We start from the raw sequence: 23,531 nt of genomic DNA on the forward strand, positions 1-23,531 counted from the left end.
CCCGCCATCCAGCCGCAACGACAGAGGCTGAAGAACTCTCATTGTGCCCGGCGTACGCGCGCCCGCAGAGCGTCCGACGCGGCGCGTTGAACCCGTGTGACGGGGCTGACGTCTGTTTCTCGTGCTGGATTTCCGCCGATTCGGCGCCAGGTGATCACGGTGAGGACCGTCACGAACCCGTGTCTGCCGATCCCCGATGCGGACCGATCTTCCCTACTATCGGCATCGCTGCCATCCGCCGGTCGCCGATCGGCGAAGGGTGCCGTGACGCAACGATGCCGACAGTGAACCTTCTCGACATCCGGCCTCCACCGAGGTCACGCGACTTGCGAGAACGCCGGTCGAGAAAGTTCACCCGATCGCCGAAGGGCCCCTGACGTGTCCCAGCCTGTCGTCCTCGTCGCCGAGGAACTCGCACCGTCCGCGCTCGACGTGCTCGCCCGGGACTTCGAGGTCCGGCACGTCGACGGCGCTGACCGGCCCGCGTTGCTCGCGGCCCTCGCCGACGCGGACGCGGTCCTCGTCCGCAGCGCGACCCAGATCGACGCGGAGGCACTCGCCGTGGCACCGCGGCTGAAGGTCGTGGCCCGGGCCGGCATCGGACTGGACAACGTCGACGTCCCGGCCGCGACCGCCCGTGGCGTCATGGTGGTCAACGCCCCGACCTCGAACATCGTGTCGGCGGCCGAGCAGGCGATCGCCCTCCTGCTGGCCAGTGCACGCAACGTCGCCCCAGCGCACGCCGCACTCCGAAACGGGGAGTGGAAGCGTTCGCGCTACAAGGGCGTGGAGATCTCCGACAAGACGATCGGCGTCGTCGGGCTGGGCCGGATCGGCGTGCTGTTCGCCCAGCGGATGGCCGCGTTCGGCACCCGGCTGATCGCCTACGACCCCTACGTCCAGCCCACCAGGGCCGCGCAGATCGGCGTCCGGCTGGTGAGCCTGGAGGAGCTGCTCGCCGAGAGCGACTTCATCTCGATCCACCTGCCGAAGACGGCGGAGACCGTGGGGCTGATCGGCGAGAAGGAGCTGCAGCTGGTCAAGCGCGGGGTCCGGATCATCAACGCTGCGCGCGGCGGCCTGGTGGACGAGAAGGCGCTCTACGAGGCGCTGGTCGACGGCCGGGTGGCGGGCGCCGGGCTGGACGTCTACGCCACCGAGCCGTGCACCGACTCGCCGCTGTTCGGGCTGGAGAACGTCGTCGCCACCCCGCACCTCGGAGCCTCCACCGTGGAGGCGCAGGACAAGGCGGGTCTGGCGGTCGCGCGGAGCGTCCGGCTGGCGTTGAACGGCGAGTTCGTGCCGGACGCGGTGAACGTGCAGGCCGGCGGCGTCGTCGCCGAGGAGGTGCGGCCCTCGCTGCCGCTCGCGGAGAAGCTCGGCCGGGTGTTCACCGCGCTGGCCAGCGGTCTGGCGCAGTCGATCACCGTCGACGTCCGGGGTGACATCGCCGAGTACGACGTCAGCGTGTTGGAGCTGGCCGCGCTCAAGGGTGTGTTCGCGGACATCGTCGAGGAGTCGGTGACGTTCGTGAACGCGCCGCTGCTGGCGAAGGAGCGCGGCGTCGAGGTCGGCTTGACCACCGAGTCGGAGAGCCCGGAGTACCGGAACCTGGTGACGGTCTCCGGTGTGCTCGTCGACGGCCGGACGCTGAGCGTGTCCGGCACCCTGTCCGGTCCGCGCCTCGTCCAGAAGCTCACGAGCATCGACGGGTTCGACATCGACCTCGTGCCCGACGGGCACCTGCTGTTCCTGCAGTACACCGACCGTCCCGGTGTGGTCGGGACGCTCGGCGTGCTGCTCGGGGACGCCGGGGTGAACATCGCCGGCATGCAGGTGGCCCGGGCGTTCAGCGGCGGCGAGTCGCTGATGGCGCTCGCCGTCGATCAGGTGGTGCCGGGCGACCTCGTGCAGCGGCTGGCGGCGGCCATAGGAGCACACGCGGCAAGCACCGTCGACCTGTCCGCAGTGTGAGACCTGCGTACCGAAGCTTGGGAATCCTCCGCTAAGGTGGCGCCATGAGCACGAACCTCGCGGTGATCGGCGGAGACGGTATCGGCCCCGAGGTGGTGGCCGAGGGACTGAAGGTGCTCGGCGCAGTGCTGCCGGGCGTCAGCACCACCGAGTACGACCTCGGTGCCCGCCGCTACCACGCCACCGGTGAAGTCCTGCCCGACTCGGTCCAGGACGAGCTGGCCGGCCACGACGCGATCCTGCTCGGCGCCGTCGGCGACCCGGGCGTCCCGCCGGGCGTCCTCGAGCGGGGGCTGCTGCTCAAGCTGCGGTTCGCGTTCGACCACTTCGTCAACTTGCGCCCGGCGCGGCTCTACCCGGGTGTGTCCAGCCCGCTCAACGGTGTGAAGCCTGGCGACATCGACTTCGTGGTGGTCCGCGAGGGCACCGAGGGCCTCTACGTCGGCGCCGGCGGTGTGCTCGCCAAGGGCACTCCGCGCGAGGTCGCCACCGAGGAGAGCCTCAACTCCCGCAGCGGCGTCGAGCGCGTGGTCCGGGACGCCTACGCCCGCGCTGCGGCCCGCCCACGGCGGAAGCTGACCCTCGTCCACAAGAACAACGTGCTGGTGAACGCAGGGAACCTGTGGGCACGGACCTTCGCCGAGGTGGGCAAGGAGTTCCCGGACGTCGCCACTGACTACCTGCACGTCGACGCGGCGAGCATGTTCTTCATCACCCAGCCGCAGCGCTTCGACGTCGTGGTCACCGACAACCTGTTCGGCGACATCCTGACCGACATCGCGGCCGCGATCAGCGGCGGCATCGGGCTGGCCGCGAGCGGCAACATCAACCCGACCAAGGCGTTCCCGTCGATGTTCGAGCCGGTGCACGGCTCGGCGCCGGACATCGCCGGCCAGGGCATCGCCGACCCGACCGCCACGATCCTGTCGGTGTCGCTGCTGCTGCAGCACCTCGGCCACACCGAGGCGGCAACCCAGGTCGAAAACGCCGTCGCCGACGATCTGGCCGCGCGCGAGCCGGGCGTACCCGTACGCACCGCGGAGGTAGGCGACCGGATCGCCTCGCGCGTGAGCTGACGCTCGTCTTCGACGACCCGGGGCCACGCGGCCCCGGGTCGTTCGTCGTTCCGGGACCGCTGGCCGCCACCGCCGCCTGAACGGGCGGTAAATTCGAGTCGGCCCCCTTCGTGGTCGGGCCGACCCTCAGCGAAGCGGAAGGACCGCCATGAGCAGCACCCTGGACTTCGACGTTCGCCCGACCACGAACCCGGCCACCGCCGAGGAACGGGCCGCCCTGCTGGTCGACCCCGGCTTCGGGCGGGTCTTCACCGACCACATGGTGACGATCCGGTACGCGGAGGGGAAGGGCTGGTACGACGCCCGCCTCGAGCCCTACGGCCCGATCAGCCTCGACCCGGCCACCGCCGCCCTGCACTACGGGCAGGAGATCTTCGAGGGCCTCAAGGTCTACCGCCACCCCGACGGTGGGCTCGGGCTGTTCCGGCCGGAGCAGAACGCCCGCCGGTTCAACCGGTCGGCGGCGCGACTGGCGATGCCGCAGCTCCCCGAGGAACTGTTCCTCGAGTCGATCCGGGTGCTGGTCGAGCGCGATCAGGAGTGGGTGCCCAGCGCGCCCGAGACGAGCCTCTACCTGCGGCCGTTCATGTTCGCGACCGACCCGTACCTGGGCGTCCGTCCGGCGCAGGAGTACCTGTACGTGCTGATCGCCTCCCCGGTCGGTGCGTACTTCCCGCGCGGCGTCGAGCCGGTGAGCGTCTGGCTCTCCACCGACTTCACCCGGGCCGCGCCGGGCGGCACCGGCGAGGCCAAGTGCGCGGGTAACTACGCCGCGAGCCTGGTCGCCCAGGCCCAGGCCGCCGCGCAGGGCTGCGACCAGGTCGTCTGGCTCGACGCGATCGAGCACAAGTACATCGAAGAGATGGGCGGGATGAACCTGTACTTCGTCTTCGATGACAACACCCTCGTCACGCCCGAGCTCAACGGGTCGCTGCTGCCTGGCGTCACCCGGGACAGCATCCTGCTGCTCGCCGAAGAGTTCGGACTGCGTACCGAGGTCCGGCGGATCTCCACCGACGAGTGGCGCGAGGCGGCCGCCAGCGGGCGGATGACCGAGGCGTTCGCGTGCGGCACCGCTGCGGTGATCACGCCGGTCGGGCACGTGAAGAGCGCGGACGGCGAGTTCCCGGTCGCGGACGGCGGATCCGGCGAGGTGACGATGCGGCTGCGCGGCAAGCTGCTCGACATCCAGCACGGTCGCGTCGCCGACGAGCACGGCTGGGTCGTCCGCCTCTGAGGCGGCGGGTTCGGTCGGGGTTCGGGTTCCCGTCCGGGAGGGGCCGGACGCGGTGACGGCGGCCGACCACCGTTGGCTCGGGAGGTTTACGCTGCCGCTTGGCGGGCGTGGATCGCGTACGTCCGCGCATCGCGCCAAGGAGGCTTCCGTGTTCCTGTCCTTCCAGCGGCTCGCGCAGTGAGCGACACGCCGGCGTCCGCGCTGATCGAGGCGATCGCGGCCCGCCCCGCGGAGGAGCGGGAGGGCGAGCTGATCCAGGTCCTCGTGGACGCGTTCGAGCCGCTGATCGAGGCCGCCCCCACTGCGTTCCGCACGAAGTTCCGGAAGATGGCGGCCGATCCGTTCGCGTTCTACCGCGGCAGCGCCTGCGTGTTCTACGCCGACGTCACCGACGAGCGGATCGACGTCGAGGACCCGTGGACCGACGAGCGCACCCGCCGGGTCTGGATCCAGGGCGACCTGCACTGCCAGAACTTCGGCACGTACATGGACTCGTCCGGCGTCCTGGTGTTCGACGTCAACGACTACGACGAGGCCTACGTCGGCCACTACACCTGGGACCTGCAGCGTCTTGCGGCGAGCCTCGCGTTGCTCGGCTTCGGAAAAGCACTGTCGGACGCGACGATCGAGCGAATGATCCGCGCGGTGTCCGACGCGTACCTGAGCACCGTGCGGCGGTTCGTCGCGCACCACGGTGACGAGGAGTTCCGGCTGACGCTGGACAGTGCCACCGGCGTCCTCCGGAACGTCCTGCTCGACTCCCGGATGCAGACCCGGATCGCCTTGCTGCAGCGGACCACGACGATCCGGAACTCCGACCGGGTGTTCCGGGAGGGACCGGGCGTCCGGCTGCTCGACGCCGCCGAGAAGGCCACGGTGGAGGACGCGTTCCGCCGGTACCTGGAGACGATCCCGGCGGGCAAGCGCAAGGACGTCCACAGCTACCTGGTGAAGGACATCGTCGGGCGGTCCGGGTTCGGGATCGGATCGGCCGGGCTACCCGCGTACAACCTGCTGGTGGAGGGCGCTACCCAGGCGCTGGAGAACGACGTCGTGCTCTCGATGAAGCAGGGAAACGTCGCGTCGCCCAGCCGGGTGATTCCGGACGCGGAGATCCGCGGCTACTTCCAGCACCACGGACACCGCACGGCGGTGTCGCAGCGCGCGCTGCAGGCGCACGCCGACCCGTGGCTGGGGTGGACGGAGATCGACGGCGTCGGCCAGGTCGTGCAGGAGCTCTCGCCCTACGAGAACGACATCGACTGGTCGGACGTGAACGAGCCGGACGACATCCTGCCGCTGCTCGACCAGCTCGGACAGGCGGTGGCGAAGGTGCACTGCGTGTCGGACGCCGATAGCGAGCAGAGTCTGGTGAAGTTCCAGACCGAGGAAGCGATCGTCACCGCGATCGGTGACCGGGACGAGGAGTTCGCCACCGATCTGGTGACGTTCGGGTTGGGGTACGCGCGGCAGGTCCGCGACGACCACCGGCTCTTCGTCGACGCGTTCCGCAACGGCCGCATCCCCGGCGTCGACGGGGGATGACCCCACAGGCCCCCCGCCCCGGTGCCGGGTCCGGGGCGGGGCCTCACGGGGCCAGGCCCCCCGACAGCGCTGCTGCCGGGTCCGGGGCGGGGCCTCACGGGGCCAGGCCCCCCGACAGCGCTGCTGCCGGGTCCGGGGCGGGGCCTCACGGGGCCAGGCCCCCCGACAGCGCTGCTGCCGGGTCCGGGGCGGGGCCTCACGGGGCCAGGCCCCCCGACAGCGCTGCTGCCGGGTCCGGGGCGGGGCCTCACGGGGCCAGGCCCCCCGACAGCGCTGCTGCCGGGTCCGGGGCGGGGCCTCACGGCGGCACGGAGCCGGATGCGGCCGTGGCGCGGACGTTGTTCCGGCCGGTTCGGGACGGGAACGCGTTCGAGGTGACGGTCGAGCGGCTGGCGACCGCGATTCGGCTCGGCGCGGTCACCGACCGGTTGCCGCCCGAGCGTGAACTCGCCACGATGCTGGGCGTCAGCCGGATGACGCTCCGCGATGCCCTGCAGGCACTGGCCGACGCCGGGTTCGTCACCTCCCGCCGCGGCCGGGGCGGCGGCACGTTCGTCCGGTACCGGCTCCCCGCTGACCAGGACGTCCACGCGGTCGCGCGCTCGATGGGGGAGACGCTCACCCAGGCGCTGGACTACCGCCGGATCATCGAGCCCGGCGCGGCCGCGCTCGCCGCCGCGACCGCGCTCTCCACCGCCGACCAGCAGTACCTCACCGGGTGCCTCGCCGAGGTCGCCGCCGCCTCCGAGGACGCCGTCCGGCGCCGAGCCGACTCGCGTCTGCACCTGGCGATCGCGAGCATCACCGGCAACGCCCCGCTGATCGCGGCCGTCGCGGACGTGCAGGGCCGGCTGTCCGGGCTGCTCGAACTCATCCCCGTGCTGGGGCACAACATCGCGCACTCGGACGCCCAGCACGCCGAGATCGTCGCGGCGATCCTGGCGGGCGACGGCGACCGCGCCGCCGCCACGATGGCCCGGCACTGCGACGCCACCGCAGCCCTGCTCCGCGGCTTCCTCCACTAGCCGGTCCGGGTGGATCGACGCCGAATCGCACTCCACGGAGTCTCTGAACTGCAACGCGGCGTCGTTCCGCGCGGTCACGCGGGGTAGCCCTCGGCGGCGGTCAGGCGCGCGGGGCGCCGGTGCGGCGGGCGTAGGCGCGGGCCGCCCGGGCTCGGTCACCGCACCGCACGGAGCACCACTGCCGCCGACCCGAGCGCAGCAGGTACCGGATGCACGGCGGTGAGTCGCACGCGGCGAGCCGGGCGGCGTCCGGGCCGCTGAGCAGGTCCGCCGCGTCGGCCGCCAGGGTGCCGAGCGCATGGTCGACGATCTGGTCGGTGGGGTGCGTGGATCTCCGCGTGAAGCCCGTCGAGGAGTCCCACCGCAGCAGAGCCGCGGTCGGGACCCGGCTGAGCGCCTCGTTGACGGCGTCCAGCGCCTCCGTCGAAGCCGGGTGGCCGTCGATCCGGGCCGCGATCAGCGCGCGCACGTGACCTCGGAGCGCGCGCAGCCGCCCGGCGCACACCTCCTGCAGCGCGGCGTCGTCCGGTGCGAGACCGCGCTCGACGAGCCACCGCGTCGCGTCCTCCGGAGTCCCCAGCAGATCGAGGCGCTGCCCACCGGGGAGAGCCACCGCGCTGTCGGCCAAGTCGAGGGCCGGGTGCTCGACGGCCCCGGGCGCGGGCGGAGGAGCGAGGTCGAGTAGTTCCACGGTTCTCACGGTACCGCTTGCCTTCATCCGTGACTAACACCTAGTGTCACGGATAACCCCATACGTATCCGTGAGGAGAACTCGATGATCGTCAACGTCCGTCCCCTCGGTGGTCCCACCGCCCTGATCGAGTACGGCTCCCTGCGCCTGCTCACCGACCCGACGTTCGACGCGCCGGGCGACTACCCGCTCCCCGACGGCCGGTTCCTCACCAAGACGACGCCTCCCCTCGCGAGCGCCGCCGACCTCGGGCGCCTCGACGTGGTCCTGCTCTCGCACGACCAGCACGCCGACAACCTCGACCACGCCGGCCGCGCGCTGCTCGGCGACGTACCGCTCACGCTCACGACCCGCGAGGGGGCCGCTCGTCTCGGCGGCTCGGTGCGGGGATTGGCGCCGTGGGAGGAGGTCACGCTGGAGGGCGACGTCGTCGTGACCGCCGTGCCGGCCCGGCACGGTCCCGAGGGCGCCGAGGCGGCACTGGGGGAGGTGACGGGCTTCGTCCTGACCGGCCAGGATCTCCCCACGGTCTACGTCAGCGGCGACAACGCGTCGTTGGAACTCGTCACGCAGATCGCCGAGCGGTTCGGGCCGGTCGACGTGGCCGTGCTCTTCGCCGGTGCGGTCCGTACGGTCTACTTCGACGGCTCGCTGCTCACGCTGGACAGCGCACAGGCCGCCGAGGCGGCCACGATCCTCGGTGCGCGGCGGATCGTCCCGGTTCACTACGAGGGCTGGGGACACTTCACCGAGGGGTTCGCCACGCTGCGCGGCGCGTACGAGGCGGCCGGGCTCGGTGACCGTGTGCAGTGGAAATGACCTCGCGTATTGCGTCCACGTAAAGGTCTGAACGGAGACCATTGCGCGAGACGCCCGCACGTTCTACGTTGCGCCCAGCAGACGGAGCGCACCTAGGAGGCGGGTCGGTTGGATCTCGAACAGCTACGCGTGGAGATCGCCGGCGGGAAGGTCGACACCGTCGTGCTCGGCTTCACCGACATGCAGGGCCGCCTCCAGGGCAAGCGGCTGGACGCCGAGTACTTCCTCTCCGACGTGCTGGGTCACGCCGCCGAGGGATGTAACTACCTGCTGGCGGTGGACGTCGACATGAACACCGTCTCCGGTTACGCGATGAGCTCGTGGTCCACCGGCTACGGCGACTTCGTCCTCCGGCCCGACCTCAGCACGCTGCACCACATCCCGTGGCATCCCGGCAGCGTCGGCCTGCTCGCCGACCTGGAGTGGCACGACGGGTCGCCGGTGGTGGCCTCGCCGCGCCAGATTCTGCGCAAGCAAGCCGACCGGTTCGCCGAGCGGGGCTGGAAGGCCTACGCCGGCACCGAGCTGGAGTTCATCGTCTACAACGACTCCTACGAGGACGCCTGGAACGCCGACTACCGCAACCTCACCCCGGCGAACCAGTACAACAGCGACTACTCGCTGCTCGGCACCGCCCGGATCGAGCCGTTACTGCGCCGGATCCGGCTGTCGATGTCCAGGGCCGGGCTGACCGTCGAGTCGGCGAAGGGCGAGTGCAACCTCGGCCAGCACGAGATCGCGTTCAAGTACGACGAGGTCACCGCCGCCTGCGATCACCACGTGATCTACAAGAACGGCGCGAAGGAGATCGCGGCGCAGGGGAACGTCAGCATTACGTTCATGGCCAAGGTGAACGAGCGGGAGGGGAACTCCTGCCACATCCACCTGTCGCTGCGTGACTTCTCCGGCGCTCCGGTCTTCGCCGACGGTGAGGGCTTCTCGACGCTGTTCGAGCATTTCCTCGCCGGGCAGCTGAAGTACCTGGCGGAGTTGACGCTGCTGTTCGCGCCGAACATCAACTCGTACAAGCGGTACGCGGAGGGCAGCTTCGCGCCTACCGCGATCGCGTGGGGACGGGACAACCGCACCTGCGCGCTGCGCGTAGTGGGCCACGGCTTTGCGCTGCGGCCGGAGAACCGGGTGCCGGGCGCGGACGTCAACCCGTACCTGGCGTCGGCGGCGATGCTGGCCGCCGGGCTGGCGGGTATCAACGAGGAACTGCCGCTGGAGCCGGAGCTCGTCGGCAACGCGTACGTCTCGGACGCGCCGAGGGTGCCCAAGACGCTGCGGGACGCACGCGAGGCGTTCGCCGGCTCGGCGCTGGCCCGGGAGGCCTTCGGTGACGACGTCGTCGACCACTACCTCAACGCCGCGGACGTCGAGCTGGCCGCGTTCGACGCCGCGGTGACCGACTGGGAGCTGCGCCGCGGCTTCGAGCGTCTGTAGATCAGGAGCTTCATGAGCACCAACACGCTGGACGCCGTCGGCGCCCACGACGTGGTCAACCCGGCGACCGCCGAGGTCGTCGCCTCCGTCCACCTGGCCTCGATCGAGGAGACCGACGCCGCGGTTTCCCGCGCGCGGGCCGCGTGGCCGGCCTGGCGGGACGTCGCTCCGGCCGACCGGGCGCGCCTTCTCCGGCGGTTCGCCGACGTCGTGGACGCACATCTCGAGGAGCTGGCGCTGCTCGAGGTCCGCAACGCGGGGCACCCGATCGGCTCGGCGCGGTGGGAGGCGGGGAACGTCCGGGACGTCCTGGAGTACTACGCGGCGGCGCCGGAGCGGAACTTCGGTAAGCAGATCCCGGTCGCCGGCGGCATCGACGTGACGTTCGCCGAACCGCTCGGCGTGGTGGGTGTCATCGTGCCGTGGAACTTCCCGATGCCGATCGCGGCGTGGGGCTTCGCGCCGGCGCTCGCTGCCGGGAACACCGTCGTGCTCAAACCCGCCGAGCTGACGCCGCTGACCGCGCTGCGGCTGGGCGAACTGGCCCTCGAAGCGGGTCTTCCGGAGGGTGTGTTCACCGTGCTGCCCGGCTCCGGGCGGGTCGCGGGTGAGCGACTGGTGCAGCACCCGGACGTCGCGAAGATCGTCTTCACCGGCTCGACGGCCGTCGGGCAGCACGTGATGTCCCAGTGCGCGTCGACGCTCAAGCGGGTCACGCTGGAGCTCGGCGGGAAGTCCGCGAACATCGTCTTCGCCGACGCCGACCTGGAGAAGGCCGCGGCGTCCGCGCCGGGTGGAGTGTTCGACAACGCGGGGCAGGACTGCTGCGCGCGGTCGCGGATCCTGGTGCAGCGGTCGGTGTACGAGAAGTTCCTCTCGTTGCTGGAGCCCGCAGTGCGGGGAGTTCGGGTGGGCGACCCGAACTCGCCGGCCACCGAGATGGGGCCGCTGGTCAGCGCCGCACAGCGGGACCGGGTGGCGGGGTTCGTCGAGGGCGCCTCGGTGGCTTTCGCCGGGGAGGCGCCGGACGGTCCGGGCTTCTGGTTCCCGCCGACCGTGGTGCTGCCTTCCGGCCCGACCGACCGGATCGTCACCGAGGAGGTGTTCGGTCCTGTCGTCGTGGTGCTGCCGTTCGACGACGAGGACGACGCGGTGCGGATCGCGAACGACACGCTGTACGGGCTGTCCGGTTCGATCTGGACGCGCGACGTCGGCCGGGCGCTGCGGGTCGCGCGCGGCGTCGAGGCGGGCAACCTGAGCGTCAACTCCAACTCCTCGGTGCGCTACTCGACGCCGTTCGGCGGCTTCAAGCGCTCCGGGCTGGGTCGGGAACTCGGCCCGGACGCGCTGGCCGCGTTCACCGAGGTCAAGAACGTGTTCATTGCTGTCTGAGATTCTGGGCGACGGAGGAACTCCGAATGGAACGGCTGGCTGACCGGGTGGCGATCGTCACCGGTGGGGGGAGCGGTATCGGGCTGGCGACCGTGCGCCGGTTCGCGTCCGAGGGTGCACGGGTGGTGGTCGCGGACGTCGACTCGTCTGCCGGTGAGGCGGCGGCGAAGGAGGTCGACGGGATCTTCGTCCGTACCGACGTGACGTCGGAGTCGGACGTCGCGGCGATGGTCGGAGCCGCGGTGGACACGTACGGGCGGCTGGACATCGCGTTCAACAACGCGGGCATCTCCCCGCCGGACGACGACTCGATCCTCACCACCGGCCTGGACGCCTGGCGGAAGGTGCAGGAAGTCAACCTGACGTCGGTGTACCTGTGCTGCAAGGCGCAGATCCCGGTGATGCAGAAGCAGGGCAAGGGCTCGATCATCAACACCGCGTCGTTCGTCGCGCGGATGGGGGCGGCGACGTCGCAGATCTCCTACACCGCGTCCAAGGGCGGGGTGCTGGCGATGTCGCGGGAGCTGGGCGTGCAGTTCGCGCGGGAGGGGATTCGGATCAACGCGATCTCGCCCGGGCCGGTGGACACGCCGCTGCTGCGGGAGCTGTTCGCCTCCGACCCGGAGCGGGCCGCGCGGCGGATGGTGCACATTCCGATGGGGCGGTTCGCGGAGGCGACCGAGATCGCGGCGGCGGTCGCGTTCTTGGCGTCCGACGATTCGTCGTTCATCACGGCGAGCGAGTTCCTGGTCGACGGCGGCATCTCCGGCGCGTACGTAACCCCGCTCTAGGGATAAAGCCGATCGACATCGAGGAAGTGCGGAAACGGCTGGTCGAGGCGGACTTTGCCGCGCTCGACCGCCGTCTCGACGTACTTCCCGCGATCGTTCAGCGCGAAGAGGTGGGCGACTGTCTCACCGTGATCGTCTTCGATGCGCCAATACTGCGGGATGCCGGCGGCGGCGAACTTTTCCGGCTTGATGACTCGGTCACGGAACATCGAGTCCGGCGAGACGACCTCGATCGCTAGCGCCATATCCGGCGGAAAGCAGGTCGTCGTGTCTCTCCTGAGGGACGTGCCCGGCCGGAGTACCACGATGTCCGGCTCCGGTCGGTTGTGCTCGTCGATGCGAACAGTCATCTCGGTGAGGACTTTCCATTCCGGCGGTGCCGCGAATTCCAGCAGGTTCGCGAGGCGCCGGATCACGATCGAGTGAAACGCGCGCTGGGGAGACATCACGATAAGTGCTCCGTCGAGCACCTCACAGCGGCCGACCTCCTCGGGCACCAGGTCCAAGTCGTCGGCCGTCCACTGCCCCTGGGGAATGCGCATCCAGTCCGGAATCGCTTCGGCGCCCATGGCGCCTCCTTCCGACGGCGTTCCGTCCCCATCGCCCATGCACGTCACTGTGCCTGAGCGGAGGACCCGACGCCACGACCATAACACTCGTTGGTACGAGTAGGTCAAGGTATCGGGTCCGCCGACTCAGGACGAGCGCTGGTAGGCGCGGAAGGCGCCCGCCGCAACGAAACCGAGCACCAGGGCGAGCACCGTGAGCTGGGCGGCGTCCCGGCCCACCAGGCCCCAGTCCGGGTTCGCCGACAGCGCCTCCCGGCTACCGGACGCCGCCCAGTCGAGCGGGTTCCACTTCGCCGCGGACGCCACCCACGACGGCATCAGCTCCGGCGCGATCATCACCGACGACAGGAACGACAGCGGCAGCGTGAGGAACTGCGACAGGCCGATCAGCGCCTCCTGCGAGCGGAGCAGCAGCGCCAGCGCGTCCGACAAGCCGGTGAACGCGGCAGCGAGCAGGACCGCGAGTCCGATCGCGACCGGGACCCCGACCCAGCTGCCGGAGTACCGAACCCCCGCTACCCACGCGGCGCCGAAGACCAGCAGCCCGAGGATCACCATGCTGATCCCCTGGTAGCAGACCGACGCAGCCACCAACGATCCGCGCCGGACCGGCGAACTCAACGTCCGTTCCATCACGCCGCGCTCGATGTCCTGGATGAACGTGGTGCCCGCCCAGTTCGCGACGAGCATCGCGGTCATCGCGACCACGCCCGGCGTGAGGTACGCCAGGTACGAGTCCTCGCCGAAGCCGGGCAGCTTCCCGATCGCGCTGAACACCGTGCCGAACAGCAGCAGCCAGACCAGCGGCTGGACGAGCGAGAACGCGAGGTAGACAGGTTGCCTGCGCAGCGTCCGGAGCGAACGGACGGTAAGTAACCCGGTCTGGGACAGCGCGAGCGTCATGCCGCCACCTCGCTGCCCTCGACGTCGGTCGTAGCCCGGTACGCCCGGCCGGCGTAGCGCAGGTAGACGTCGTCCAGCGACGCGCGGCTGAGTCCCGCGCCGAGCAGGGGCACCCCGGCGCGCCGGAGCTCGGCGAGCGCGTCCGGCAGCACGTCGGCCGCGTCCCGGGCCTGTGCGCGCAGACGAAGGCCGTCGCGTCGCACGTGGACCACGCCTGCGAGCTGCTCCAGCAGCGCGGCGGCGCGTCCGGTGTCGTCGGCGGTCTGGAGGTCGACCTGGACCGTGTCGCCGCCGAGGTCGGCCTTGAGCGCGGCCGGGTCTCCCTCGGCGACGACCTGGCCGCGGTCGACGATCACCAGGTGGTCGGCCATCTGATCGGCCTCGTCCAGGTAGTGCGTGGTCAGGACGACGGTGAGCTGGCTGGTGCGGGTGAGCGCGGTGACCGTGGCCCAGAGCTGGGCCCGCGCCTCCGGGTCGAGGCCGGTGGTCGGCTCGTCCAGGAACAGCACCCGGGGTTGGTGCACCAGCCCCATTGCGACGTCGAGCTTGCGCTGCATGCCACCGGACCAGGTGCGGGTCAGCCGGTCGGCGGGCTCCTCGAGGCCGAACGCGGTGAGCAGCTCGGTGGTCCGCCGCGCCGCGGCCCGGCGCGACAGGCCGCGCAGCCGGGCGCTGAGCACCAGGTTCTCCCGGCCGGTCGCCATCTGGTCGAAGCCGGGGCGCTGCGAGACGTAGCCGATCGCGGCTCGGACCGCGGCGGGCTGTCGCAGGACGTCGAGCCCGGCGATCTCGGCGGTACCACCGTCCGGGCGGCTGAGCGTGCTGAGGATCTTGACGGTGGTGGACTTACCGGCGCCGTTCGGGCCCAGCATCGCGAAGACGGAGCAGGGCGCGACCTGGAAGCTCACGCCCTTCAACGCATGGACGGCTCTGGCGCCGCGTCCGTAGGTCTTGGTCAGGTCGGTGGCGCGGATCGCTGGGCTCACCGCGCGGTCGTACTCGGGCATGACGAACCCTTTCGGGGTCGACGGCCGAGCCGACGGAGGCGGCGACGGTACCCTGAAGATGCGACTCTCGGGATCGTCGTCCGCTCCGGCGGGCTCGACTCGGGGATTCGGGATGGCCCTCGGTCCGGCGTTGGCGCGCCGGTCCGGGGGCCATGTCTGTCCTCTCAGCGGCTCTCCGGCGGCCTCACCTCCGACGACGCCTCGGCCCGGCGGGCGAGCTCGCCCAGGCCGGTGTCGAGCACCGGGAACTCGGCGCGGAGCTTCGCGTCGATCTCCTCGGGCGGCAGGCCGGCGGCGCGCAGCTCGTGGATCCGACGCCAGCCGTCGAGCCCGCTCAGCGTGCCGGTCTCGATGTCGTCCAGCAGGTCGCGCACGAACCGAATCTCCGCGTCGCGCATGGCCGCTTCGTACTCGGTCTCCAGCACGAAGATTCGCGGAAAGCCGGCCAGCGCGCTCCGGACCGCTTCGCACGACCGCGCGGCGAGCGTCAGCGTGTCCAGCCGCAGGCGCAGCAGCCGTACGGCGTCGTCCACCGGCAGCGCACCCAGCAATGAGAGCGCGGCCTCGAACTGGGTGTACTCCTTGGCGGGGCGGGCCACCAGCTCGCTGAGCCAGTCCTCGACCTCCCGGTGGCCGGCCTCGGTGATCGCGTAGACCGTGCGCTCGGGGCGACGGCCCGCACGGGAAGTCTCCTGCGCCTCGATCAACCCGTGGCGCTGCAACGCTTCGATGACGGAGTACAGCGAGCCGTAATTGAGCTTGATGCTGTCGTCCTTGTGCCGCTCCCGCAGCGTCGAGGAGATCTCGTACGGGTGCATCGGGCGTTCCTGGAGCAGCGTGAGCGCGGCGAGGGCCAAGGGGTTCGAGACCCGGCGACGCACCATGACCGCCTCCTCCAATCCGAATACTCGACTCAGAGTACTCGGGCTTGCGAGGCCGCGTCGACGAGTGCGACGAACAGGCGCGGATCGTCGAGCATCTCCGGGTGCCACTGCACGCCGATCGCGAACGTCCGGGTCGGATCCTCGACCGCCTCGATCGTGCCGTCCTCCGCCCACGCGGTCACTACCAGCGCGCCGGGGTCGTCGACCGCCTGGTGGTGATGGGCGTTCACCTTCAGCTCGGCGTCGCCGAGGATGCGCGCGACGCCGCTGCCCGGCTCCGCGCGGACGGGGTGCGAGCTGAACACCCCGAGCACTTCGCGGTGGATTCCGCTGGGCAGGTCCTGGATCAGCGTCCCGCCGCGAGCGACCGCCATCAGCTGCGCGCCCCGGCAGACCCCCAGCAACGGGAGGTCGCGGGCGAACGCGCCCTGGATCAGCAGCAGCTCGCCCGCATCGCGTAACGGCTGTGGCGCGTCGGTGCTCGGGTGCGGCTCCGCGCCGTACCGGGCCGGATCCACGTCCACGCCCCCGGCGACGATCAGCGCGTCGAGCACGTCGAGCACCGCGTCGTCCGTGGTGTCCGGCGGGAGCACCAGCGCACGGCCCCCGGCGGCGGTCACCGCGTCGACGTACGCCTGGGGGATCAGCGAAGCCCGGAAGTCCCACACCCCCCACCGAGCCTGCTCGACGTAACAGGTGATCCCGACCAGCGGACGACGGGTCATGCGGCCTCCTCGACTAAAGCCGTGTCTCAAAGGCCAGCAACCCGCCTGAACCTTTGAGACACGTCGAAAAGCTCCATCGTCTTTCGGCAGCATTGCGGAACTGTGTCGGGTGAATACCGTCACATTGAATCCAGCATCTGGACACAAGCGCGGGTCGCACCACCTCCCGCGCTCGGGATGTGTCAGTATCGAGCCGTGACCCGGTTCTGCATTACCAGCTAGCGCGCCAGCACGCACCACGCTGACGCGCAGACCTCCCACGAGCGTGGGGGGTCTTTTTGTTGGTCCCGGGTCTGCTCTCCTGCTGCGCCCGGGCCCGGTTCGAGCCGTACCCGACCGCGCTGAGAGGTCCACACGATGTCCACCGCGCCCACCGCTCCTTTGGATGACAGCTTCCACGTCTTCGACACCACGCTCCGGGACGGCGGACAGCGCGAGGGGATTTCGTACTCCGCGACCGACAAGCTCGCGGTCGCCCGGCTGCTGGACGAGGTCGGTGTCGGGTTCATCGAGGGCGGTTGGCCGGGCGCGCTGCCCACGGACACCGAGTTCTTCGCCCGCGCGCGTGACGAGCTGTCGCTGAAGCACGCCCAGCTGGTCGCGTTCGGCTCGACCCGGCGCGCCGGCGTCCGCGTCCAGGACGACAAGCAGGTGGCCGCGCTGCTCGAAGCGCAGACGCCGGTCGTCTGCCTGGTGGCGAAGTCCGACGTCCGGCACGTCACCGACGCGCTGCGGACGACCTACGAGGAGAACCTGGCGATGGTGCGGGACACCGTCGCCTACCTGGTCGGCGAGGGCCGCCGGGTGTTCCTCGACTGCGAGCACTTCTTCGACGGCTACGAGCACGACCGGGACTACGGGATCCGGGTGCTGGAAGCCGCGTTCGAGGCCGGTGCCGACGTGGGGGTGCTCTGCGACACCAACGGCGGCATGCTGCCGATGGGCGTCGGACGGGTGGTGTCGGAGGTCATCGCGCGGACCGGGTTCCGCGTCGGCATGCACGCCCAGGACGACACCGCGTGCGCGGTCGCCAACACGCTCGCGGCGGTCGAGGCCGGGGCGACGCACGTCCAGGGCACCGCGAACGGCTACGGGGAGCGGGCCGGCAACGCCGACCTGTTCGCGGTCATCGGCGGGCTGGTGACCAAGATGAACCGGCAGGTGGTGCCGGAGGAGTGCCTCGGCGAGCTGGTGCGGGTCTCGCACGCGATCGCGGAGATCGCGAACATCGCGCCGGACACCCACCAGCCCTACGTCGGCGCGAGCGCGTTCGCGCACAAGGCCGGCCTGCACGCCAGCGCGATCAAGGTGGCGCCGGAGCTCTACAACCACCTCGAACCCTCGGTCGTCGGCAACGACATGCGGATCCTGGTCACCGAGATGGCCGGTCGCGCCTCGATCGAGCTGAAGGCGCGTGAGCTGGGGATCGACCTCACCGACGAGCCCGACGCGGTGGGTCGGGTGGTGTCGCGGGTGAAGGAGCTGGAGGCCTCCGGCTCGTCGTTCGAGGCCGCGGACGCGTCGTTCGAGCTGCTCGTCCGCTCGGAGCTGGAGGGCGACGCCGCGCCGCTGTTCTTCCGCCTGGAGTCCTACCGCGTCCTGTCCGAGCAGCACGAAGGCGGGGCGGTGGTCAGCGAGGCGACGGTCAAGGTGACCGTCGACGGCGAGCGGGTGATCTGCACCGCGGAGGGCAACGGCCCGGTCAGCGCCCTCGACCGCGCGCTGCGTCAGGCGCTCACCCGGTTCTACCCGACGCTCGCGGACCTGGAGCTCGCGGACTACAAGGTCCGGATCCTGGACGGCCGGTACGGCACCGACGCGGTCACCCGCGTGCTGATCGACACCACCGACCACACGACCGAGTGGACGACGGTGGGCGTGCACGAGAACGTCATCGAGGCCTCCTGCCGGGCACTGATCGACGCGATCGAGTACGGCGTCCGCCGCGCCGGAGTCCCGGCCCTCGCCCCGTCCTGACCCTCGCTCCACGCTGCTCTTCCCACCGTGTCGACCAGCAGGGCGACGCCGGCGGACCCGCGCCGATCCGCGGGGCCACCGGCAGCGCACGAGACCGGCCTTCCGCGCGATCCGCGGGGGCGGTCCGGCGCACGAGCCCAGACGCGCGGCGCCGCACCATGCACCGCGGCGCCGCGCGTTAGGCGGAATCGAAGCGGGGTAGCCCTCGCGGCATGTTCTTCTTCTTCTCGAACCGTGTCGGCTGCCTCGGCTCGATCCTGATCAGCCTGGCGATCACCGCGATCCTGCTCGCGATCTTCGCGCTCTGACGGTCAGGCGCTCGCCGGCTCGTCGGTGAGTGCTCGGGCGCAGACGGCGAGGAGACGGCTTCGGAGTGCGGTGCCGCGCTCGGCGAACGTGCGCTGGGCGGCGACGTACTCGGCACGGCCCTCGGGGGTCTCGATCGGCACCGGGACGTACCCGAGCGCCGAGAAGTCGTACGGGCTCGCCCGCATGTCCAGCTCCCGCACGTCGCGGGCCAGCCGGAAGCAGTCGAGGACCAGCTCGGACGGCGTCAGCGGGGTGAGCTTGTAGGCCCACTTGTAGAGGTCCATCGTCGCGTGCAGACAGCCCGGCTGCTCCAGCTGCGTCTGTGTCTCCCGGCGCGGCTGCAGGACGTTGAGCGGCCGCGCGGGCTCGGTGAAGAACCGGAACGCGTCGAAGTGACTGCAGCGGACGCCGCGCTCCTCGACGACCGCGTTCGTCCGCTCGGGACCGAGCCGGAGCGGCCAGGTGGTGTGGCGGACCTCGTCCGAGCGGTAAACCATCGCCCACTCGTGCAGGCCGAAGCATCCCAGCTGGGCCGGGCGGGTCGCGGTGGCGGCGAGCAGGTCGCGGACCCATCGCAGGGTGTCGCCCCGCCGGGCCAGGAACGCGTCCAGATCCAGCGCGACGCCACCCTCGACGCGATGATGCCCCGGGAAGTCCTCGGGCCGGGCGCCGGCCAGCACCACGGAAGCACCCGGATGCCAGCGCCGGAGCTGCCCCGGACGGTGAGAGTAGTACTCGAACAAGAAGTCCTCGACCGGATGGCGCTGCCCGCGGCGGCGTCGCTCCAGGTGGTCCCGGAGGAGTGCGTCCACGTCCGCTGCGTGGGCATCCCGCCGTGCTGTCCACTCCTCGAACGGCAGCACGATCACGCCGCCCATCGTACGGCCGGCCGGGCAGCGACCCCGAAACCGTCAGCGCGGGGGTGCGGTGCTGTCCCGGACGACGAGGCTCGTCGCGAGCTCGATGCTCGTCGAGTCCAGCGACTCTCCGCCGATCAGCCGCAGCAGCGTCCGGGCCGCCGTGGCCCCCATCTCGTGCAGCGGTTGCCGGACGGTGGTGAGCCCGGGCGCGGTCCAGGACGCGAAGTTCAAGTCGTCGAACCCGACGACGCTCAGGTCACCGGGGACGTGGCAACCGAACTGTCTCGCCGCCTCGTACACGCCCATCGCGTGCATGTCGCTGCCGGCGAAGATGGCGGTCGGCGGCTCCGGCAGCTCGAGCAGCGACCGCGCGGCCCGCAGCCCGCCGTCGTGGTAGAAGTTCCCGTACCGCAGCAGGTGGCGCGGCACCGGCAGCCCGGCGGCCTCGTGGGCGGCCCGGTAGCCGGCGATGCGGGCGCGCGTGCAGGCCAGCTGCTCCGGCCCTCCGATGACGCCGATGCGCCGGTGTCCCAGCCCGATCAGGTGCTCGGTCGCCGCGTACCCGCCGGCGAAGTTCGTCGCGCCGACCGACGGCACGTCCGGCGGTGGCTGGCTCACCCCGTCGATGACGACGATCGGCGTCCCGTGGCGGCGGAGCTGCTCGCGCTGGGCCGGGTCCAAGTCCGAGAGCACCAGGATCGCGCCCTGCGAGCCGCGCGCCAGCAGCGAGTCGAGCCACCGCCGGGTCAGCGCGGCGCGGCTGTGCACGGCGGAGATCACCAGCCCGATACCGGCGGACTCGACCACCTCCTCGACGCCGGTCAGGATCTCCAGCCCCCACGCGCTGTCGAGGTTGTTGATCACCAGGTCGAGCAGGTCGCCGTGGTTGCGGTGGTGCGCGGCCCGGCGGCGTCGGTATCCGCGTTCGTCGAGCAGGCGCTGCACCCGGCGGCGGGTCTCGTCCGCGACGTCGGTATGGCCGTTCAGCACCTTCGACACGGTGGACACCGACACGTCGGCCGAGCGGGCGATCTGCGCGATCGTCGTTCGTCCTGGCATGCACGCTCCTCACTCGGTGATGCGCAGCGTAGGGCCGAAACTTTTCGAAAGCGTCGCAACGTTATCGGATCGTGATTTGCGGGCTCATTGACCGGTGAGAGCGCTCCCCCTACCGTCCGTGCACCTCAACCCGCTCGAAACCTTTCGAACCCAAAGACGTGGGGAAGGACTGGTGCGGACCATGCGCCGACGTGCGCTTTTCTCTCGAACAGCAATTGCTCTCGCGACGGCTACGGCACTCGCGTTAGCCGGATGCGGTAGCTCCGGACCCGGGGCCACCGACGAAGTGCAGGTGTGGGCTCTTCAGGACGCCGGCCTGACGCCGGTCGTCAAGGCCTCGGTCGACCGGTACAACAAGGACTCCGACAACAAGGCGACGCTGAGCACCTACATCAACGACGCCTACAAGCAGAAGATCCAGGTCGCGATGGGATCGCCCAACGCGCCCGACGTCTTCTTCAACTGGGGCGGCGGCAACCTGGCCCAGTTCGTCCAGGCCGATCAGGTGGAGCCGCTCGACGACACGCTGGCGAAGAAACCCGAAGTGCGGGACGCATTTCTGGCGAACGTCATGGACACCGCGAAGATCGACGGCAAACAGTACGGGTTGCCGATGACCGGCACCCAGCCGGTGATCTTCTTCTACAACAAGGCCGTTTTCACCGCGGCCGGCGTGCAGCCGCCGAAGACCTACCCCGAATTCCTCAAGCTCGTCGACACCTTCAAGTCCAAGAAGGTGACGCCGATCGCGCTGCCCGGCTCGCAGGGCTGGACCGAGCTGATGTACGCCGAGTACTTCCTCGACCGCATCGGTGGACCCGAGAAATTCGCCGCGATCGCGAAGAGCGGCGGCGCGGCCTGGCAGGACCCGGCCGTCGTCAAGGCCCTCCAGATGTGCCAGGACCTGGCGAAGATGGGCGCGTTCGGCACCAACTTCGCGTCGATCAACTACGACAACGCTGGTGCGTCGAAGCTGCTCGCGACCGGTAAGGCCGCGATGTTCCTGATGGGCACGTGGGAGTACCCGAACCAGCTGACGAACAACCCGGCCTTCGCCAAGAAGGACCTGGGCTGGTTCCCGTTCCCGACCGTTCCCGGTGGCGTCGGCGAGCCCGGCAACCTGGTCGGCAACCCGAGCAACTACTTCTCGGTCGCGAGCGGGTCGAAGAACAAGGACGCGGCGATCGACTACCTCACCACGACCGTCGCCTCCGACGCGTACATCGACGACCTGATCAAGAGTGGTGCGGTGCCCGCGACGAAGGGCGCGGACGCGAAGCTCGCCGGCAAGCCGAACGCCGAGTTCAACACCGACGTCTACAAGATGGTCTCGACCGCCCCGGCGTTCGCGCAGTCCTGGGACCAGGCGGTCTCGCCGGACGTCGCCAAGCGGCTGCTGAGCAACCTGCAGAAGCTGTTCCTGCAACAAATGACCGCCCAGGCCTTCGCCGACGACATGGCGCAGGCCCAGTGAGTAGCGTCTCTCTACGGGAGCGGCCCGGATTCGTCTGGGCCGCCCCCGCGGCGGTGTTCTTCGCATTGTTCGGCCTCGTGCCGATCGCGGTGGTCGTGTACCTGAGCGGCACCAGCTGGAACGGCCTCGGCACTCCCCAGTGGGTCGGCACCGAGAACTGGTCCGCGCTGCTCGACGACAGCGACTTCCTGCCGTCGCTGCGGACGACGGCCCTGCTCACGGTGGGGACCTGGCTCGTCCAGACGCCGCTCGCCCTGCTGCTGGGCGTCTGGTCGGCCGGTGCGCAGCGGTTCCGGGCGGTGCTGTCCACGGTGTTCTTCCTGCCGCTGCTGCTCTCGACGGCCGCGATCGCGCTCGTCTTCGTCTCGCTGCTCGACCCGAACTTCGGGCTGGCAGCGTCCTGGGGGAAGTACCTCGGCGCCCCGGACGGCAACTTCCTGGGCGACCCCTCCCGGGCGCTGCCGACCGTCATCTTCGTCCTGGCGTGGCAGTTCGTACCGTTCCACACGCTGCTCTACCAGGCGGCGACCCGGCAGATCCCGGCCTCGCTCTACGAGGCCGCGCAGCTCGACGGCGCGAACACCGTCCGGCAGTTCTTCGCGATCACGCTGCCGCAGCTGCGGAACACGATCGTCGCGTCCTCGGTGATGATGCTGGTCGGCTCCGTGACGTACTTCGAATCGGTGCTGCTGCTGACGAACGGCGGCCCGGGTAACGCGACCAAGGTCCTCCCGCTGCACATGTACCAAGAGGGCTTCGTCGCGTTCGACATGGGCTACGCCAGCGTCCTGGCGGTGCTGCTGGTGATCATCGGCACCGTGCTCTCGGTCGTCGTCGTGCGGACGACCGGTTACCACCGGATGGCGAGTGACCGGGAGGGCCTGTGAGCGCTCAAGTGATGACCCGACCGGAGACCCGGACCCAGCGGAGCAGCCCGGGCAAACCCCGGCGCCGCCGGGTCGGCAACGTACCGGCCGGCCTCGCGGCCGGCGTCTGGTTCCTGATCGTCGCGGTACCGATCTACTTCATCGTGGTGACGAGCATCCGCACCCAGGACGCCTACGTCACCGACGGCCCGCTGGATCCGCCCACCTCGGTGACGCTCGACAACTACTCGAACGTCCTGGAGCTGGGCTTCGCGACGTTCCTCCGCAACAGCGTGATCGCGGCGGTGGCCACCGTTGTGCTCGTGCTGGTGCTCGCGCTGCCCGCCGCCTACGCGATCGTGCGGGGGCGTAGTCGCGCGGTGCGGATGGGCTTCACGCTGTTCCTGGTCGGGCTGGCGATCCCGGCGCAGGCGGTGATCATCCCGATCTACCTGATCATCACCCGCCTGAACCTCTACGACAGCCTCACCGCGATCGTGCTGCCGACCGCCGCGTTCTCGCTGCCGATGGGTGTGGTGGTGCTGACCAGCGCGCTCCGGGACATCCCCGGCGAGCTGTACGAGGCGATGACGGTCGACGGCGCCGGGCCGGGCGTGCTGTTCCGGAGGCTCGTCCTGCCGCTCTCCCGGCCGGCCCTGGCCAGCGTCGGGATCTTCGCCGGGCTGAACGCCTGGAACGGCTTCCTGTTCCCCCTCGTCCTGACGCAGAGCGCGGACCAGCGGGTGCTCCCGCTCGGGCTGTGGAACTTCCAGAGCCAGTACGGCACCGACGTCCCGGGGCTGCTCGCCGCGGTGGTGCTCTCCGCGCTGCCCGTCCTGGCTCTCTACCTCTTCGGCCGACGTCACCTACTCAGCGGCCTGGCCGCCGGATTCGGTAAGTGA

Annotated in this window: 21 protein-coding genes; 13 read left to right on the plus strand and 8 right to left on the minus strand. The window is 70.5% G+C overall.

Going from position 1 to position 23,531, the window contains the following annotated elements:
- Positions 1 to 378: 378 nt before the first annotated feature.
- The 5 genes from serA to ABEB28_RS23430 all read left to right on the plus strand — a co-directional run bounded on the left by serA (position 379) and on the right by ABEB28_RS23430 (position 6,857).
- Complete coding sequence (gene serA / locus ABEB28_RS23410) at positions 379 to 1,974, plus strand: phosphoglycerate dehydrogenase (RefSeq protein ID WP_345730328.1); 1,596 nt, start codon at positions 379 to 381, stop codon at positions 1,972 to 1,974.
- Positions 1,975 to 2,018: 44 nt separating this feature from the next.
- On the plus strand, positions 2,019 to 3,050 hold the full coding sequence (locus tag ABEB28_RS23415; protein ID WP_345730329.1) for a 3-isopropylmalate dehydrogenase: 1,032 nt from the start codon (positions 2,019 to 2,021) through the stop codon (positions 3,048 to 3,050).
- 148 nt (positions 3,051 to 3,198) lie between these two features.
- The gene (locus ABEB28_RS23420; protein ID WP_345730330.1) at positions 3,199 to 4,287 is read left to right on the plus strand and encodes a branched-chain amino acid aminotransferase; all 1,089 of its coding nucleotides are present in this window, start codon (positions 3,199 to 3,201) and stop codon (positions 4,285 to 4,287) included.
- A gap of 177 nt (positions 4,288 to 4,464) precedes the next feature.
- Entirely contained in the window at positions 4,465 to 5,832 is a 1,368-nt protein-coding gene (locus ABEB28_RS23425; RefSeq protein ID WP_345730331.1) for a DUF2252 domain-containing protein, read from the plus strand.
- Positions 5,833 to 6,158: 326 nt separating this feature from the next.
- Positions 6,159 to 6,857, plus strand: a complete 699-nt coding sequence (locus ABEB28_RS23430; protein WP_345730332.1) for a FadR/GntR family transcriptional regulator — start codon at positions 6,159 to 6,161, stop codon at positions 6,855 to 6,857.
- 100 nt (positions 6,858 to 6,957) lie between these two features.
- On the opposite strand, the gene ABEB28_RS23435 is transcribed toward ABEB28_RS23430, so the two are convergent.
- Entirely contained in the window at positions 6,958 to 7,548 is a 591-nt protein-coding gene (locus tag ABEB28_RS23435; protein ID WP_345730333.1) for a CGNR zinc finger domain-containing protein, read from the minus strand.
- Positions 7,549 to 7,632: 84 nt separating this feature from the next.
- On the opposite strand from ABEB28_RS23435, the gene ABEB28_RS23440 reads away from it, so the two are divergent.
- The 4 genes from ABEB28_RS23440 (at position 7,633) to ABEB28_RS23455 (ending at position 11,996) form a co-directional block, all read left to right on the plus strand.
- Positions 7,633 to 8,367 carry an MBL fold metallo-hydrolase gene (locus ABEB28_RS23440; protein WP_345730334.1) on the plus strand — a complete coding sequence of 245 codons (735 nt, stop codon included), beginning with the start codon at positions 7,633 to 7,635 and terminating at the stop codon, positions 8,365 to 8,367.
- Between the two features lie 108 nt (positions 8,368 to 8,475).
- Complete coding sequence (locus ABEB28_RS23445) at positions 8,476 to 9,813, plus strand: glutamine synthetase family protein (RefSeq protein ID WP_345730335.1); 1,338 nt, start codon at positions 8,476 to 8,478, stop codon at positions 9,811 to 9,813.
- A 12-nt stretch (positions 9,814 to 9,825) separates the two neighbouring features.
- Positions 9,826 to 11,205, plus strand: coding sequence for an aldehyde dehydrogenase family protein (locus ABEB28_RS23450; RefSeq protein WP_345730336.1), 1,380 nt, complete (start codon positions 9,826 to 9,828; stop codon positions 11,203 to 11,205).
- 26 nt (positions 11,206 to 11,231) lie between these two features.
- Positions 11,232 to 11,996, plus strand: a complete 765-nt coding sequence (locus tag ABEB28_RS23455) for a 3-oxoacyl-ACP reductase (RefSeq protein WP_345730337.1) — start codon at positions 11,232 to 11,234, stop codon at positions 11,994 to 11,996.
- On the opposite strand, the gene ABEB28_RS23460 is transcribed toward ABEB28_RS23455, so the two are convergent.
- From ABEB28_RS23460 to ABEB28_RS23480, 5 genes are all read right to left on the minus strand, one after another.
- The gene (locus ABEB28_RS23460; protein ID WP_345730338.1) at positions 11,993 to 12,565 is read right to left on the minus strand and encodes a Uma2 family endonuclease; all 573 of its coding nucleotides are present in this window, start codon (positions 12,563 to 12,565) and stop codon (positions 11,993 to 11,995) included. The genes ABEB28_RS23455 and ABEB28_RS23460 overlap by 4 nt on opposite strands.
- A 126-nt stretch (positions 12,566 to 12,691) precedes the next feature.
- Complete coding sequence (locus ABEB28_RS23465; protein ID WP_345730339.1) at positions 12,692 to 13,468, minus strand: ABC transporter permease; 777 nt, start codon at positions 13,466 to 13,468, stop codon at positions 12,692 to 12,694.
- A complete protein-coding gene (locus ABEB28_RS23470) occupies positions 13,465 to 14,475 on the minus strand; it encodes an ATP-binding cassette domain-containing protein (protein WP_345730340.1) in 1,011 nt (336 codons plus the stop codon). The genes ABEB28_RS23465 and ABEB28_RS23470 overlap by 4 nt, the downstream gene beginning before the upstream one ends.
- 164 nt (positions 14,476 to 14,639) lie before the next feature.
- Positions 14,640 to 15,359: a PadR family transcriptional regulator gene (locus ABEB28_RS23475; protein WP_345730341.1), complete on the minus strand. Its 720-nt coding sequence runs from the start codon at positions 15,357 to 15,359 to the stop codon at positions 14,640 to 14,642.
- 29 nt (positions 15,360 to 15,388) lie between these two features.
- The gene (locus ABEB28_RS23480; protein WP_345730342.1) at positions 15,389 to 16,084 is read right to left on the minus strand and encodes a gamma-glutamyl-gamma-aminobutyrate hydrolase family protein; all 696 of its coding nucleotides are present in this window, start codon (positions 16,082 to 16,084) and stop codon (positions 15,389 to 15,391) included.
- Between the two features lie 357 nt (positions 16,085 to 16,441).
- Here ABEB28_RS23480 and cimA point away from each other — a divergent pair, with 357 nt between their 5' ends.
- Positions 16,442 to 18,061: a citramalate synthase gene (gene cimA, locus ABEB28_RS23485; RefSeq protein WP_345730343.1), complete on the plus strand. Its 1,620-nt coding sequence runs from the start codon at positions 16,442 to 16,444 to the stop codon at positions 18,059 to 18,061.
- Positions 18,062 to 18,372: 311 nt separating this feature from the next.
- On the opposite strand, the gene ABEB28_RS23490 is transcribed toward cimA, so the two are convergent.
- Both ABEB28_RS23490 and ABEB28_RS23495 read right to left on the minus strand, forming a co-directional pair.
- Positions 18,373 to 19,248: a 3-methyladenine DNA glycosylase gene (locus ABEB28_RS23490; RefSeq protein ID WP_376980915.1), complete on the minus strand. Its 876-nt coding sequence runs from the start codon at positions 19,246 to 19,248 to the stop codon at positions 18,373 to 18,375.
- A 33-nt stretch (positions 19,249 to 19,281) separates the two neighbouring features.
- Positions 19,282 to 20,289 carry a LacI family DNA-binding transcriptional regulator gene (locus ABEB28_RS23495; RefSeq protein ID WP_345730345.1) on the minus strand — a complete coding sequence of 336 codons (1,008 nt, stop codon included), beginning with the start codon at positions 20,287 to 20,289 and terminating at the stop codon, positions 19,282 to 19,284.
- A gap of 292 nt (positions 20,290 to 20,581) precedes the next feature.
- On the opposite strand from ABEB28_RS23495, the gene ABEB28_RS23500 reads away from it, so the two are divergent.
- The 3 genes from ABEB28_RS23500 to ABEB28_RS23510 are packed head-to-tail and all read left to right on the plus strand — an operon-like array spanning position 20,582 to position 23,531.
- On the plus strand, positions 20,582 to 21,763 hold the full coding sequence (locus ABEB28_RS23500) for an extracellular solute-binding protein (protein ID WP_345730346.1): 1,182 nt from the start codon (positions 20,582 to 20,584) through the stop codon (positions 21,761 to 21,763).
- A complete protein-coding gene (locus ABEB28_RS23505; RefSeq protein ID WP_345730347.1) occupies positions 21,760 to 22,650 on the plus strand; it encodes a carbohydrate ABC transporter permease in 891 nt (296 codons plus the stop codon). Before ABEB28_RS23500 ends, ABEB28_RS23505 begins: the two co-directional genes overlap by 4 nt.
- Complete coding sequence (locus ABEB28_RS23510; RefSeq protein ID WP_345730348.1) at positions 22,647 to 23,531, plus strand: carbohydrate ABC transporter permease; 885 nt, start codon at positions 22,647 to 22,649, stop codon at positions 23,529 to 23,531. Before ABEB28_RS23505 ends, ABEB28_RS23510 begins: the two co-directional genes overlap by 4 nt.

The organism is Cryptosporangium minutisporangium (assembly GCF_039536245.1).
Taxonomy (GTDB): domain Bacteria; phylum Actinomycetota; class Actinomycetes; order Mycobacteriales; family Cryptosporangiaceae; genus Cryptosporangium; species Cryptosporangium minutisporangium.